This window comes from Rhizobium sp. BR 250 (genome assembly GCF_047445855.1).
GTDB lineage: Bacteria > Pseudomonadota > Alphaproteobacteria > Rhizobiales > Rhizobiaceae > Agrobacterium > Agrobacterium tumefaciens_I.
Genome location: NZ_JARWKW010000001.1, coordinates 205,992 through 219,657, shown reverse-complemented (window position 1 = coordinate 219,657; position 13,666 = coordinate 205,992). Strand labels below are relative to the sequence as shown.

Sequence of the window (13,666 nt, the reverse complement as noted above, 5' to 3'; positions counted from 1 at the left end):
CGGCGCAAGCCGAGGCTGATTCAATATCCACTTTGGCGAGGTGGATTATGGGACGATTGCTAGGTGGTGATTTTCGATTGCGGTGTTGAAACACGCGCCTCAGTGATAGGACTGATACTCAACTAAGCTTCGATCTGAGCGGGGATTACATTGAGATATACGGGAATTATCCTGAGCCTCGTACTGGCTCTAGCGTCGTGTAATACACTTTCACCCTACAATACCCCAGAGATACGCCGCCTGACGTCAGCCGCGAGAAAATTGGGTGACTGCCTAGAGCGGACCACAAAAGCATATCTTGTTTCAAACAAAAATCCGCATAAAGTCGCCTCAATGCTCGATAACTCGTGCATGGAAGAACGAAAGGCCGAGATGGATGCCAAGCGTGCGGCCGGTCTCCCGATCGATTATTTCGATTATGGAAAAGGGCGACACGAAGTCTCGTTATATTGGGCACGCCACTTACAATAGACTCGGAATAAGCGGTCAACCACCATCAAGCTCTGAGTAGAAGCGAACACCTAAAATTTGTGGCGGCAACCATCAATACAAAAAGGGCCGCTGTCGCGGCCCTCTTCGTAATCATTCAAACCATCAAACCAGGCGGCTCTGCTCCATCGCCGCTTCGACGAAGCTGGCGAAAAGCGGATGCGGGTCGAGCGGACGGCTCTTGAGTTCCGGGTGGTACTGCACGCCGATGAACCACGGATGGTCAGGATATTCCACCGTTTCCGGCAGGACACCATCCGGAGACATGCCCGAAAAGACGAGGCCGCAATTTTCCAGCCGGTCCTTGTAGTCCACATTCACCTCGTAACGGTGGCGGTGGCGCTCGGAAATATCCGTAGTGCCGTAGATATCGGCAATCTTCGTATCTTTCTTCAGTGCCGCCTTGTAGGCGCCGAGACGCATCGTGCCGCCGAGATCGCCCTTGGAGGAGCGCTTCTCCAGCTCGTTGCCCTTCACCCATTCGGTCATCAGGCCAACGACCGGCTCGGATGTCGGACCGAATTCGGTAGAGGAAGCATTTTCGATGCCGGCCAGATGACGGGCCGCTTCCACGACCGCCATCTGCATGCCGAAGCAGATGCCGAAGTAAGGCACGTTGCGCTCACGCGCGAACTGCGCCGCCATGATCTTGCCTTCCGAACCGCGCTCGCCGAAGCCGCCGGGCACCAGAATGCCGTTGACCTTTTCGAGATAAGGCGTCGGATCTTCCTTTTCGAAGACCTCCGACTCGATCCACTCCAGTTTGACCTTGACGCGATTGGCGATGCCGCCATGGTGCAGCGCCTCGATCAAGGACTTATAGGCATCCTTGAGGCCGGTATATTTGCCGACGATCGCGATCGTCACTTCGCCTTCCGGCGTGCGGATGCGATTGCAGACTTCTTCCCACTGTTCCAGACGCGGCTTCGGCGCCGGCTCGATGCCGAAAGCGGCCAGCACTTCCGAATCGAGGCCTTCCTTGTGGTAAGCCATCGGCACGTCATAGATATTCGCCGCATCGAGCGCCTGGATGACGGCGGACTCACGCACGTTGCAGAATAGCGAAAGCTTGCGGCGTTCCGCTTCCGGGATTTCCCGGTCGGCGCGCACAAGCAGGATGTCGGGGTGAATACCGAGCGCCTGCAGTTCCTTGACGGAATGCTGGGTCGGCTTGGTCTTCAGCTCGCCGGCTGCCGGAATATAAGGCATCAGCGTCAGGTGAAGATAGATCGCCGTGCCGCGCGGCAGGTCGTTGCCGAGCTGACGGATCGCTTCCATGAACGGCATCGCCTCGATGTCACCCACCGTGCCACCGATCTCGCAGATGACGAAGTCGTAATCGTCATTGCCTTCGATCACGAAATCCTTGATCTCGTTGGTGACATGCGGAATGACCTGAACCGTTGCGCCGAGATAATCGCCGCGCCGTTCCTTGTCGATGATGTTCTTGTAGATGCGACCGGTGGTGATGTTATCGGTCTTGGTGGCCGAACGCCCGGTAAAGCGTTCATAGTGGCCAAGGTCGAGGTCCGTCTCGGCACCGTCATCCGTCACGAACACTTCGCCGTGCTGTGTCGGGCTCATGGTGCCGGGATCAACGTTCAGATAGGGGTCGAGTTTGCGAAGCCGCACCCGATAACCACGGGATTGCAGCAAAGCTCCGAGTGCCGCAGCTGCGATGCCCTTACCGAGAGAGGAGACCACGCCGCCTGTGATGAATACATATCGCGCCATGGGATTCACCGGATACCTTTTTACCTCTGATTCCGCCAGCCCAAATTTCATTGTTTCGAAAATTCGCTGTTGACGAATCTGCGATGGGGCAAGCCGGAATGCGAACAAAAGAAAACCGGCAGGCTTTTGGCCTGCCGGAGCGTTAAATCAAAACCGGGCTTATTGACCGGTCGGAACTGCGTTCGGATCGGCGGGCTGTGCCGGGGCCGGAGCGGCCGAACCGGAAGCGGCCGGAGCCGGCGTGGTCTGCGCAGGAGCGGCAGCGCCATTATTGGTCGGAACGCCATTTTCAGCCGGAGCCGGAGCGGGCGTCGTGGACGGGCCGAGCGTATCGAGAATGCCGTTACCCTGGCCCTGCGTGGCCGGAATACGGTTCAGGATGTCGGTCGGGCGCGATTCGTAGCGGGTCAGAAGACCAAGGCCGAGCGACGTTGCGAAGAACAGCGCGGCAAGGATCGCCGTGGTGCGCGTCAGCGCATTGGCCGTTCCGCGCGCGGACATGAAGCCCGAACCGCCGCCGATACCGAGGCCGCCGCCTTCGGAACGCTGGATCAGGACCACGCCGACAAGCGCCAGCACGATCATGAGGTGAATAACAATCAAAACGGTCTGCATGACAATCCATTCCATGCCCCGCGCGGAGCACCATAAAGAAGGTTTTGCGGCTCTTTACATGAGGCGAAGGCTTATTCCAAGCCCCTTTCCCATCCCCGTGACAGGAAAGCTTGGATCAAGCCGTCAGTTGCTCGTATGCCGCATAGATGGACAGGAAGTCCGAGGCTTTCAAGCTCGCGCCGCCAATCAGCGCGCCATCCACGTTCTCGACACCCATCAGTTCCAGCGCATTGGCGGGCTTTACCGAGCCGCCATAGAGGATGCGCATGGTCTTGCCGGCACCGCCGAAGCGCTTGACGAGCTCATCACGCATGAAGGCATGGGCCTCGCGCACGTCTTCAACGGTCGGCGTCAAACCCGTGCCGATCGCCCAGACGGGCTCATAGGCGATGACGGTATTTTCGGCCGTCGCCTCATCCGGCAGGGAGCCGGCGAGCTGGCGCTTGAGGATATCGAGCGTCTGGCCCGCCTTGCGCTCATCCGCCGTCTCGCCAATGCAGACGATGGCGATGAGTTCGGCCTGATGGGCGGCAACGGCCTTTGCACGCACGAGATGGTCGGTCTCGGCATGGTCGGTGCGGCGCTCCGAATGGCCAACGATGACATGGGTGCCGAAGCAGTCGGCGATCATCTCGGCGGAAATATCGCCGGTATGGGCGCCGGATGCGTTCTGATGGCAATCCTGCGCCCCGATCATCAGCGGGCTGTCATCACACAGCGCCGTTGCCACGTAGAGCAATGTCGAAGGCGGGCAAATCAGCGCATCCACCTTTTCGGACAGCGCGCCCTTGACGCCCTCTGCCATGGCTTTGATCTGATCGAGCGAGGCACGCGTGCCATTCATCTTCCAGTTTCCGGCAACAAGCGGTCGAACATTCGGCGTCATGCGTATCCCATTCCCTTTGTCTTAGGCCCGCCTTGGGCGGCGCCCCTTCCCTCAGCCGTATCACGGCCCTTAATCACGACAGAAGACCTGCCGGAAATCCCGGGATATTCCTTTAACCGCAGCTGGCCGCAAATGGTACAAAAAAGCGGTCCGAAGGTTCAAAACGGCCGCCGATTTCGCAAATTTCGCCGCTCCCGACCCAAATAGCGGCCTCAGCGGCTCAAAATCCAGTTCAAAACCGCCCGCCAGTCGGTCATGCGCACCGGTGTGCCATGGCTGCCGGTCTCGTAACGCGTGAACCGCGCCGGCTCGCCGGCCTTCAGCAAGGAGCGGAAGATCGTCGCCTGCTGATCCGCCGAATAGACCTTGTCGGCGCTGCCATGGGTGAACCAGACCGGCTTTTTCGCCTTGGCAAAGGCGCTTTTCGGAAAATCGGGATCAACCGCACCGCCGAGGATCGCCATACCCTTGAGATTGGCGACGGCCGCCTTGTCGCGGCTGATGCCGTAGCAGATAAAACTGCCCATCGACGCACAGGTGAGCACCACCGGCTTGCCGCCGGATTTTCTGGCCGCATCGGCAATCAGCGCCGCAACATCGGCAACGCCGTTTTCGTCGAAGGAGCGCACGCTCGGCGCGTAATAGGTGCCGGCATTGGCGGCGGCGAGGTTCTTCAGCCGGTTGAAATTGCCGCCGAAGGTGTAGTCGTTCATGCCGAGCCGCCGGTCACCGCCGCGCCCATGGATGAAGATGACCGTGAAGGCCTGGCCGCTTGCCGGCCCGACGCGGCCGACCTCCAGCGCCCTGCCCTCGACGGAAACAGTTTCCAGCGCCTGCGCCTTCTTCGGCGTCATGTCGACATATTGCCGTTTCACCCGCCGCTCCGGCACCTCGTCGCGACCGTTGATGTCGCGCATTTCCTGGTAATCGATGACTTCGGATGCGCCGCCATCGCCGGTGGAAAGCACCGTCTGGGCGGAAAACAGCTCGTCCTTGAAAGGCCGCAGCGGCCCCTCAGCGGCCGAGGCCGCAACCGGCATGGCCGCAACAGTCAGGCTAAAAAGAGTACAAAACGTGAAATGAGCTGTGGACATGCCTTGGCTAACCGTTCATTCGTGGCTGCGAGACTTGCCATTGCGGCATCGCCAGCGCAATCCTCCTGTTGCGAAACCCTGACACAATCGTGGCATAGGATGTGCCGCGCTTGTCAGACGGACCCACTGGAATCGGACGGGAACCGCGTTTGGCGTTATGATTGACGCTACTGGCATAATGATTCGCATGGCGAAATTCTGACACACGACTTTGAACCTTGGACATGATGGACGACAGCAACGATCTCTTCTCCGGTCTTCCGGCGGCACGAAACAGCGATACGGACACGAACGAGGACACGGCGAAAACCGTGAAGGCTTCGGCGACCGCAGCCGCCAACGTGAATGTGCAGCCGAAACCCGCAGCCGTTGCGGCCGTCACGACTTCCGCTCCGCCCGCCCCCGCGTCACCTGCCGGTGACGACTACGGCGCCTCGTCGATCCGCGTGCTCGAAGGGCTTGAGCCCGTGCGCATGCGTCCGGGCATGTATATTGGCGGCACCGACGAAAAGGCGCTGCACCATCTCTTCGCCGAAGTCATCGACAACTCCATGGACGAGGCCGTCGCCGGCCACGCCAATTTCATCGAGGTCCATCTCGATGCCGAAGGTTTCCTGACGGTCACCGACAATGGCCGCGGCATTCCCGTGGAAAACCACCCGCAGGTTCCCGGCAAGTCCACGCTGGAAGTCATCATGACCAAGCTGCATGCCGGCGGCAAGTTCGACGGCAAGGCCTATGAGACATCGGGCGGCCTGCACGGCGTCGGTGTTTCCGTGGTCAATGCGCTGTCCGATCTTCTCGAAGTGGAAGTGGCGCGTAACCGCAAGCTTTACCGCCAGCGCTTTTCGCGCGGCCTGCCGATCGGTCCGCTGGAAGAGCTGGGCGACGTGCACAATCGCCGCGGCACCCGCGTGCGTTTCCATCCCGATCCGCAGATCTTCGGCGATCACGCCAAGTTCGAACCGGCGCGCATCTTCCGCATGGCCCGCTCCAAGGCCTATCTTTTCGGCGGCGTTGAAATCCGCTGGAGCTGCGATCCCGGCATGGTGCCGGCCGGCGGCGAAATTCCCGAAAAGGCGGTGTTCCACTTCCCTGGCGGCCTGAAGGATTATCTTGCCGCCACGCTCGGCAAGGAATTCACCGTCACCCGCGAGATTTTCTCCGGCCGCACCGAAAAGACCGGCGGCCACGGCGCGCTGGAATGGGCTGTCACCTGGTATGGCGGCGACACGCAGATCCATTCCTATTGCAACACCATTCCAACGCCCGAAGGCGGCACGCATGAGGCGGGTTTCCGCATCGCGCTCACCAAGGGCCTGAAGAATTATGCCGAACTGACGCAAAACAAACGCGCCAAGGACATCACCACCGATGACGTGATGATTTCGGCAGCCGGCATGCTCTCCGTCTTCATCCGCGAACCGGAATTCGTCGGCCAGACCAAGGACAAGCTGGCAACCGTCGAGGCCCAGCGCATCGTCGAAAATGCGCTGCGCGATCCCTTCGACCATTATCTCGCCGGCAATCCGGGCGAAGCGGACAAGCTGCTTGACTGGGTGATCGAGCGCGCTGAAGAGCGCCTGCGGCGTCGCAAGGAAAAGGAAGTCAACCGCAAGACCGCCGTGCGCAAGCTGCGCCTGCCCGGCAAGCTGGCGGACTGCGCCCAGAACACGGCCGAAAATGCCGAACTCTTCATCGTCGAGGGTGACTCGGCTGGCGGCTCGGCCAAGCAGGCGCGCAACCGCGCCAACCAGGCCATCCTGCCGCTACGCGGTAAGATTCTCAACGTCGGCAGCGCCAGCCGCGAAAAGCTCTCCGCCAACCAGCAGATCGCCGATCTCATTCAGGCACTCGGCTGCGGCACCCGCACCAAATATCGCGAAGAAGACCTGCGGTATGAGCGCATCATCATCATGACCGATGCGGACGTCGATGGCGCCCATATCGCCTCGCTGCTCATCACCTTTTTCTATCAGGAAATGCCGGAACTCATCCGCGGCAACCACCTCTATCTGGCCGTGCCGCCGCTCTACGTCATCCGTCAGGGTGCCAAAAGCGCCTATGCCCGCGACGACGCCCACCGCGCCGAGCTGATGGAAACCGTCTTCAAGGGCAAGAAGGTCGAAATCGGCCGTTTCAAAGGCCTTGGCGAGATGATGGCCCAGCAGCTGAAGGAAACCACCATGGATCCCGAAAAGCGCACCCTGTTGCGCGTCGAGATTGATGACGTGGATTTCGAAGGCACCCGCGAGGCGGTCGACAATCTGATGGGCACAAAGGCGGATGCCCGCTTCCGTTTCATTCAGGAACGGGCGGCTTTTGCGGATAATCTGGATATCTGATGAGAAACCAATCCTAGTACTGGCCAAATAGCCCTAGTACTGGCCATTTTGGAAACTGAAACTGGCCAACACCTCAAATGACTATTTCCGGGCACTGAAAGTGCCCGGAAAATGCCCAACAGAACAAACAGTGAAACAATCGCGTAAGTTGGACACCGTCCAAAGCACACGGAAATCCTGGAGTTGAGTAGCAATGGCAAATAGCTGGAAGCACGACCGCGCCAAAACTGCAATCGACGCGCGCATCAAGGATGTCGAAAACGTAACGGTGGTCGACTACACGCGAACCACCTCACTTCAGTCGATTCCAACGAACAAGGCCTATCGCCTGGACGGCGTTCATCTCTATATCGACATCGTCAACTTCGAAGAGATGCTCTGGTCGACGGATACCGAAGGAGAGACCTCCCACAAGCGCGCTCTCCGGTTCCTGAATCTCCATTACCGAGCAGTGCACCGCATCTTAGCCGACGCAGATGCTATCCGGGTGGACTTCCATAACCAGCGTCTGCACGCCGTCATCGCCAAGCCTTACGGAACGGATGCGGCGGGTGACCGCGTGGACCGCGCGGTGGCGATAGCAAAGCTGATCGTGGATGTTCTTGCCGAAACCGGCGACGATGACGAGAATATCCCTAATGCGAAGGTGCGCGTCGGCATCGACACTGGAAAGGCGCTGGCCGTAAACAACGGGCGCAATGGCTACCGCGAGCCGCTTTTTCTCGGTCGCCCGGCAAACATCGCCGCAAAGCTCGCGTCGAACAATAAGGCGATCGGAATCTATCTGAGCAACGACGCCCGCGATGCGATCAATCTCGACACCGTAGATATGCCTGCAAAGACGAAGCTCACGGACGATGAAATCGCACACTGCGAAGACAATGCCCAGCTCGGCCTGAGCAAGGACTCGATTGTAAGGGAGTGGAGAAAGGACAACGAGAACAACCCCATCGGGGCCTTCTCCTTCTCTCGAGCGACACCCCCCTTGAAGAACCTAGATATCACCGTTCTTACGCCGGGTAACTCTCGCCGTATGGACATGGTCTCGGTCTACGCCGATGTGGATAATTTCACCGCTTATGTCGACTCCCACATCGACGATGACGCGGAAGATGTCGTCCGCTGCCTTCATGTGATCCGCGCAGAACTTGATCGTGTTCTCACCTCGGATTTCTCCGGACGCCGGATTCGCTTCATCGGCGACTGCGTCCATGGTCACATTCTTGAGGGCACCGCCTACACCACCGACACCGATGCCACCATCTCCACTGCAGTACTTTGTGCTGGCGGACTTCGCAGCAGTTTCGATCTTGCTCTCGAACGCCTTCAGGATAACGGCGTGGACACAGACGATCTGGGCCTAGCCATCGGCTTTGACTTTGGCCCGGGTTCGATCACGCGCCTTGGAATGCAGGGGAGCCGCGTTCGGTGCTCCGCCGGGCGCTCGGTGCTGCTGTCCGAGGCCGAACAGAAGCGGTGCGATGGAACGCAAACGGCAATCGGCCAGCCGGCCTACGATGAGGGACCGTCTTCGGTACGGAAGCTCTTCGGGTCGTCCCGCCGGGTCGCGAACCTGACCTACGATGTCGCACTCGAAGCACTTGCCGCCGAGGATGATTCCACAGCAAAGGCGGCGCGGGCCGTGCTCTATGCGGCGGCGAGTCCTGCCATCGCTCGAGCGGCAGAGACACCTTTCCGCCCGCATGCGAAGATCGATTGAGGCCAGCGTTGTCGCCTATCGAACATCTTCACAGCGTGGCCCATAAGAACCACGCCCGGCTCATCTCTGGCAATGACGAACGAGCGATATACGGCGTCCGTCCGCCCAGCGCATCCGGCGCTCCCTCATCCGAGTTCATCCTAGAAATCTCACGGGAGGGGGAGACGGTGTCGGCAAGAGAGGCGGAGGCTACCCTCCTGCCGTCTTTCTGTGCAGAGCGACACATCAATCCAGGCGGTACGTTCTGCCTCTACTGGGGTGAAGTTGAACCAACGCAGATCAAGGACCACGAGGATGCGGAGGCTTGGTGGGGAAAGCTTCTAACCTTTCTGCTCCGCCAACGTTCAGCAGCCGTGCTACGGCGCTGGCCGGGCAAGGCTGACGCTCGCGCGCATGGTTCGGAGGCTGCGCGTTTCCAGGCGATGGCGGAGGAGAATGCCGAGGCACTTGGTCCCAGGTTCGTGGCCTTGCTGAGAGACGATCGCCTTCGTTTGGGGCGTGGGCGCCGCCGGGAGCATATCGCACTTCTCCAGGACGGCCGACGCGTGGTCACCGTCGTGTCCACCGTGCGGCGTGTGATGACGCTGCGTCAAAGATGCAAATGCGAACATGCTGATGTTCGTCGTCTCCCGCTGGCCTCCTGTGGTGATCACGCGCGGCTGCTTGCCGAACTCGTCCTTAACATGGACGACTGGCGAAAAGCAGAAGCCGACTTCTACACGCATTTACGCGCCGCCAGTCAGATCTGCTGCGGCACAATGGACGATTGCCCGCTTGCACGGATTTCCGGCTGAGGAAAAAAGGATGGCCAAGAACGACCAACAGGAAGCATATGAGAAGCTGCTCTCGGCCAACCACGGCAGGATGATCGATTTCGCCAAATTTGCCGAGGCCAAGAATGCTGCCCTCCTCACCTTCTGCTCCGTCTGGATGGGAGCAATCATCACGCTCCTACGGGCTCCGCAAGAACTGCCTCTCGGCTACAACCACGCCTTTAAAGCGGCCCTGCCCCTTCTCTTCATCGCCGCCATGATCAGCCTGAAATCCCTGATGCCCAAGTTTCTTGACCAGATGCATAAGCGCGAGGACGATTACAAGAACCTTCTTTATTTCGGTGACATCGCCAAGGGAGGAACGAAGGACTATCCAGATATGGCAGCCGATCTCTACATGCCAACCGGTAACGACTCAGCGACCGCTACCTACCTCCGTGATCTGTCGGTACAGACCGCGATCCATGCGAAGATCGCCCATCGGAAGTTCCGAATGTTCAACTGGGCCGGATCCCTGGTTCTGACCGCTTTCGCAATCATGACGATTCCTCCGCTGATCTTCTGTATCCGCTGGGCAATCAACCAATTGCATTGCTGAGGGGTATCACGATGACGATAGCCGACGATATCAGAGGCAATGCCAGCACGACCTTTCGTACTAACTGGAACGTGCGTGAAGGAACGACCGTACCGGAGCCAGCGGACCTCAAACTTTCGAATGACGCCGTACATCTGAAAACCGCCACGATACTGTACGCGGATCTGGACGGCTCCACGAACCTCGTTGAAAAGAAGACTTGGCAGTTCGCAGGCGAAGTCTACAAGACCTTCCTCTATGCGACCTCACGCCTAATCCGCAAGCATGGCGGGACCATCGTTTCCTATGATGGCGACCGCGTGATGGGCATCTTCATTTCAAACAGGCAACGCAATGTTGCGGTCTCCTGCGCGCTTGAAATCAACTATGCGATCAAAAACATCGTGCAGCCGGAGTTGAGCAAGCAATACAAGACCGACTTCAAAATCCGGCACATCGTCGGCGTGGATACTTCCGAAATCAGAGCTGCAAGGACCGGTGTCCGCGGCGACAATGATATTGTCTGGATCGGGAATGCGGCCAATCTTGCCGCCAAGCTCACGGCGCTCAACGCGGATCAGCCGACATGGATTACCAAACGGGTATACGACTACCTTGAGAACGACCAGAAGAATGGCCCTCAGGGAGAAAACATATGGAAGTCGTGGAACTGGTCACAGCACAATAACGATGCGATTTGGTCAACGACCTACTGGAGGAGCTTTTCTTGAGCAGGATGCTTGAACGTTTTCAAGGCGACGAAGGCAGGGACCTGAGAATCGAGGCATTCCTATCTCAGACGATCGTCGGCCGTGATACCTCGTTGGCCGAAGAACTAGCAGATCTCGCAGAGTTGCTGGAATACGATACTGGGCAGACACTGATCGAGCAGAATGCAGAGGACAATGATATCTTCCTGATCGTGTCCGGATCTTTCGGCATCCACGTCAACGGCCGCCGCATCGGCGCGCGGGGACGTGGGGATCACGTCGGTGAGATGGCAGCAGTGGAACCGACGCAACGCCGATCCGCAACCGTGGTCGCAGACGAGCCGTCGATCGTCGGCAAACTGACCTCTCAGCAGTTCGCATCACTTGGCAAAAAGTACCCTGATATCTACAAGCAGATCGCCCGCGCACTTTCACGTAGGCTTCTGGAACGGAACAAGCATGTCGGTGCCTTCAGAGAGAAAACACGCGTTTTCATCATCTCTTCCGCCGAGGCACGGCATGTAGCCCGTCTTGTCCGCAACGCATTCGAACACGATACCGAAACGATCCTAGCCACCCTGTGGACAGATGACGTCTTCAAGGTCGCAAACTACACCCTTCAAGATCTCGAATCTCAGATCGACGACTCGGATTTCGCAGTTGCGATAGCCCACGCAGACGATCTCACCGAGAGCCGTGGAAAGCCGTGGCCGAGTCCTCGAGACAACGTCGTGTTCGAACTCGGACTGTTCATGGGAAGGCTGGGCAGGCAGCGCGCAATCCTCATGGAGCCGCGCGACGAGAAAGTGAAACTCCCCAGTGATATGAGTGGCATTACGACGATCCCCTACAGGTACGAGGGCGGCCAGGATACAGCCGCGCTCATGGCTCCAGCTTGCGACAGGCTCCGCGCCCACATTCTCAAGCTAGGACCATTCAATGGATAGCTCTCGAAACAAGCCTAACGCCCCTTCTGATTGTACCGGACTGCCGGAACAGACTTGTGCTTGCTCTTTTCTTGCCCGATATTCCGAACCAGCTAACCTATGAGTGTTGCGTAGATTCAATGTTTTCGGAGCGAGCCTCTCAACGGAGGAGAACCTCGATTAGTTGTCGAACCGATTAAAGCTGACGAATGCCGGGGAAAGCCAGATTTAACTGCGGAGGCCTTGGTCGGGGGGCGGCAATTGCCATTTTACATTCGAAAGTCGGTTTCAGCAGGACCGTTTCGCTTCAACTTTTCCAAGGGCGGGGTCGGCGTTTCCGTTGGCATCAAGGGCCTTCGGATTGGAACAGGTCCACGCGGGCATTACATCCACGCAGGCCGCGGTGGTCTCTATTATCGCGCCACGCTGGGCAACGCTGGACGGAGTCGATCATCGGGAGTCGCTCCCTATAAGCCTTCCCCTGATGTGACCTTCGACAACAGCGACGTCACGATGACCGAGATCGAGTCCGGCGACGTCATGTACATGCAGGACGAGTCGTTCTCGGAACTCCTCAATGAGATCAACTCGAAGGCTGGGCAAACGCGGATGTCCGCCGCTTTGATGTGGACGGCTGCGGGCATCGGTGCATTTGCAGGCCTAGCGTCCGGAGGCCCAGGATTGTTGCTTTGCGCACTGGCACTTCCAGGCTGGGCGATCGGCAAGTGGTTAGACTCGTACCGAAGAACCACCGTTCTCTATTACGATCTCGAAGGCGATGCGGAGTCAGCGTACAATTATCTTGTGCAAGGATTTGACGGCCTCAACGGATGCGCTGCGAAATGGCACATCGAGGCCGGGGGCGCAGTTCAAAACCTCACCGCTTGGAAGCGCAACGCGGGAGCGTCCCACCTCGTCAACAGGAAAGCAACCACCCTCGCCTACAGCCTTCCTTCGGTTATCAAGAGCAACGTGACACCTCCTGCCCTTCATGTGGGCAAGCAGATCATGTTCTTCATGCCCGACATCGTCCTTGTCCAGGACGGCGGCCGGGTCGGTGCCGTGAACTACGTCAATCTAAACATCAAGTGGCAGGATTCCAGATTCATCGAAACCGAGCGCGTACCGAGCGACGCGAAGATCGTGGATTACACCTGGAAGCATCCAAACAAGAGCGGCGGTCCCGACCGCCGTTTCAAGGACAACCGGCAGATCCCCGTTTGTCTTTACGAGGCAATCCATTTCACGAGCAACAGCGGCGTGAACGAACTCGTCGAATTTTCCCGGATAGGAGTTGCAGACTCTTTTGCAGATGGCTGCCGGAAGCTGGCGACACTACCGCGAGAACGCACCATCGAACTGCCCTCGGCACCTGCAAACGATGTGGTAGAAGCAGCACCTTTCGTTGAACCAGTGCGGAAGCGCAATCGTCTCAGGACCGCAGCCTTCACGATACTGGGGCTTACTCTTGGGCTTCCTGCGCTCGCCCTCGTTATCGGGTCGGGGAAACAGAAATCTGACACAGGCCTGCAGCCGAACCTGGTGCTGGAGATTTCCGGAACCTTATCTGCAGAGACGGCGGCCTCCTCTGCCCAAGGCGCAAATCCTCCACTGCTTCAATCGACAGATGCTCTCGCGACGCCGGTATCGCCCTCTCCTATCGCCACATCACATGATCTGACACGATCGGAGTCGATAGTTGGAGGCGAGGAGGAAAGAACGGTACGATACACGAAAACCATGGTGTGTTGATTGCCACTGAGAACTGACCCGGCGTTTCCACCGAGAATTGACCCG

At 58.6% G+C, this 13,666-nt stretch carries 11 protein-coding genes; 7 read left to right on the top strand and 4 right to left on the bottom strand.

The window, feature by feature from the left end; all coding sequences use genetic code 11:
- Positions 1-594 precede the first annotated feature (594 nt).
- The 4 genes from pyrG to QD336_RS01070 form a co-directional block, all read right to left on the bottom strand.
- On the bottom strand, positions 595-2,232 hold the full coding sequence (gene pyrG / locus QD336_RS01085; RefSeq protein WP_499168932.1) for a CTP synthase: 1,638 nt from the start codon (positions 2,230-2,232) through the stop codon (positions 595-597).
- 150 nt (positions 2,233-2,382) lie between these two features.
- A complete protein-coding gene (gene secG / locus QD336_RS01080; protein WP_269341261.1) occupies positions 2,383-2,838 on the bottom strand; it encodes a preprotein translocase subunit SecG in 456 nt (151 codons plus the stop codon).
- A 115-nt stretch (positions 2,839-2,953) separates the two neighbouring features.
- Positions 2,954-3,724, bottom strand: coding sequence for a triose-phosphate isomerase (gene tpiA, locus QD336_RS01075; RefSeq protein WP_269341260.1), 771 nt, complete (start codon positions 3,722-3,724; stop codon positions 2,954-2,956).
- Between the two features lie 212 nt (positions 3,725-3,936).
- A complete protein-coding gene (locus QD336_RS01070; protein WP_499168930.1) occupies positions 3,937-4,818 on the bottom strand; it encodes an alpha/beta fold hydrolase in 882 nt (293 codons plus the stop codon).
- Between the two features lie 224 nt (positions 4,819-5,042).
- On the opposite strand from QD336_RS01070, the gene parE reads away from it, so the two are divergent.
- The 7 genes from parE to QD336_RS01035 all read left to right on the top strand — a co-directional run bounded on the left by parE (position 5,043) and on the right by QD336_RS01035 (position 13,621).
- Positions 5,043-7,163: a DNA topoisomerase IV subunit B gene (gene parE, locus QD336_RS01065; protein WP_499168929.1), complete on the top strand. Its 2,121-nt coding sequence runs from the start codon at positions 5,043-5,045 to the stop codon at positions 7,161-7,163.
- Positions 7,164-7,356: 193 nt separating this feature from the next.
- Positions 7,357-8,883, top strand: coding sequence for an adenylate/guanylate cyclase domain-containing protein (locus tag QD336_RS01060; protein WP_499168927.1), 1,527 nt, complete (start codon positions 7,357-7,359; stop codon positions 8,881-8,883).
- Between the two features lie 8 nt (positions 8,884-8,891).
- Positions 8,892-9,677: an E2 domain-associated cysteine-rich protein gene (locus QD336_RS01055; protein ID WP_499168926.1), complete on the top strand. Its 786-nt coding sequence runs from the start codon at positions 8,892-8,894 to the stop codon at positions 9,675-9,677.
- A gap of 10 nt (positions 9,678-9,687) precedes the next feature.
- Entirely contained in the window at positions 9,688-10,254 is a 567-nt protein-coding gene (locus QD336_RS01050) for a Pycsar system effector family protein (protein WP_499168925.1), read from the top strand.
- 11 nt (positions 10,255-10,265) lie between these two features.
- Positions 10,266-10,964: an adenylate/guanylate cyclase domain-containing protein gene (locus QD336_RS01045; protein WP_262513489.1), complete on the top strand. Its 699-nt coding sequence runs from the start codon at positions 10,266-10,268 to the stop codon at positions 10,962-10,964.
- A 5-nt stretch (positions 10,965-10,969) separates the two neighbouring features.
- A complete protein-coding gene (locus QD336_RS01040) occupies positions 10,970-11,890 on the top strand; it encodes a TIR domain-containing protein (protein WP_499169247.1) in 921 nt (306 codons plus the stop codon).
- 240 nt (positions 11,891-12,130) lie between these two features.
- Complete coding sequence (locus QD336_RS01035; protein ID WP_499168924.1) at positions 12,131-13,621, top strand: DUF4236 domain-containing protein; 1,491 nt, start codon at positions 12,131-12,133, stop codon at positions 13,619-13,621.
- Positions 13,622-13,666 lie beyond the last annotated feature (45 nt).

Bases quoted from the DNA above. Each gene is read 5' to 3' on its own strand.
- QD336_RS01060 (WP_499168927.1), top strand. From the start codon at position 7,357: ATGGCAAATAGCTGGAAGCACGACCGCGCCAAAACTGCAATCGACGCG.
- secG (WP_269341261.1), bottom strand. From the start codon at position 2,838: ATGCAGACCGTTTTGATTGTTATTCACCTCATGATCGTGCTGGCGCTT.
- QD336_RS01050 (WP_499168925.1), top strand. From the start codon at position 9,688: ATGGCCAAGAACGACCAACAGGAAGCATATGAGAAGCTGCTCTCGGCC.
- QD336_RS01070 (WP_499168930.1), bottom strand. From the start codon at position 4,818: ATGTCCACAGCTCATTTCACGTTTTGTACTCTTTTTAGCCTGACTGTT.
- tpiA (WP_269341260.1), bottom strand. From the start codon at position 3,724: ATGACGCCGAATGTTCGACCGCTTGTTGCCGGAAACTGGAAGATGAAT.
- QD336_RS01045 (WP_262513489.1), top strand. From the start codon at position 10,266: ATGACGATAGCCGACGATATCAGAGGCAATGCCAGCACGACCTTTCGT.
- QD336_RS01040 (WP_499169247.1), top strand. From the start codon at position 10,970: ATGCTTGAACGTTTTCAAGGCGACGAAGGCAGGGACCTGAGAATCGAG.
- parE (WP_499168929.1), top strand. From the start codon at position 5,043: ATGATGGACGACAGCAACGATCTCTTCTCCGGTCTTCCGGCGGCACGA.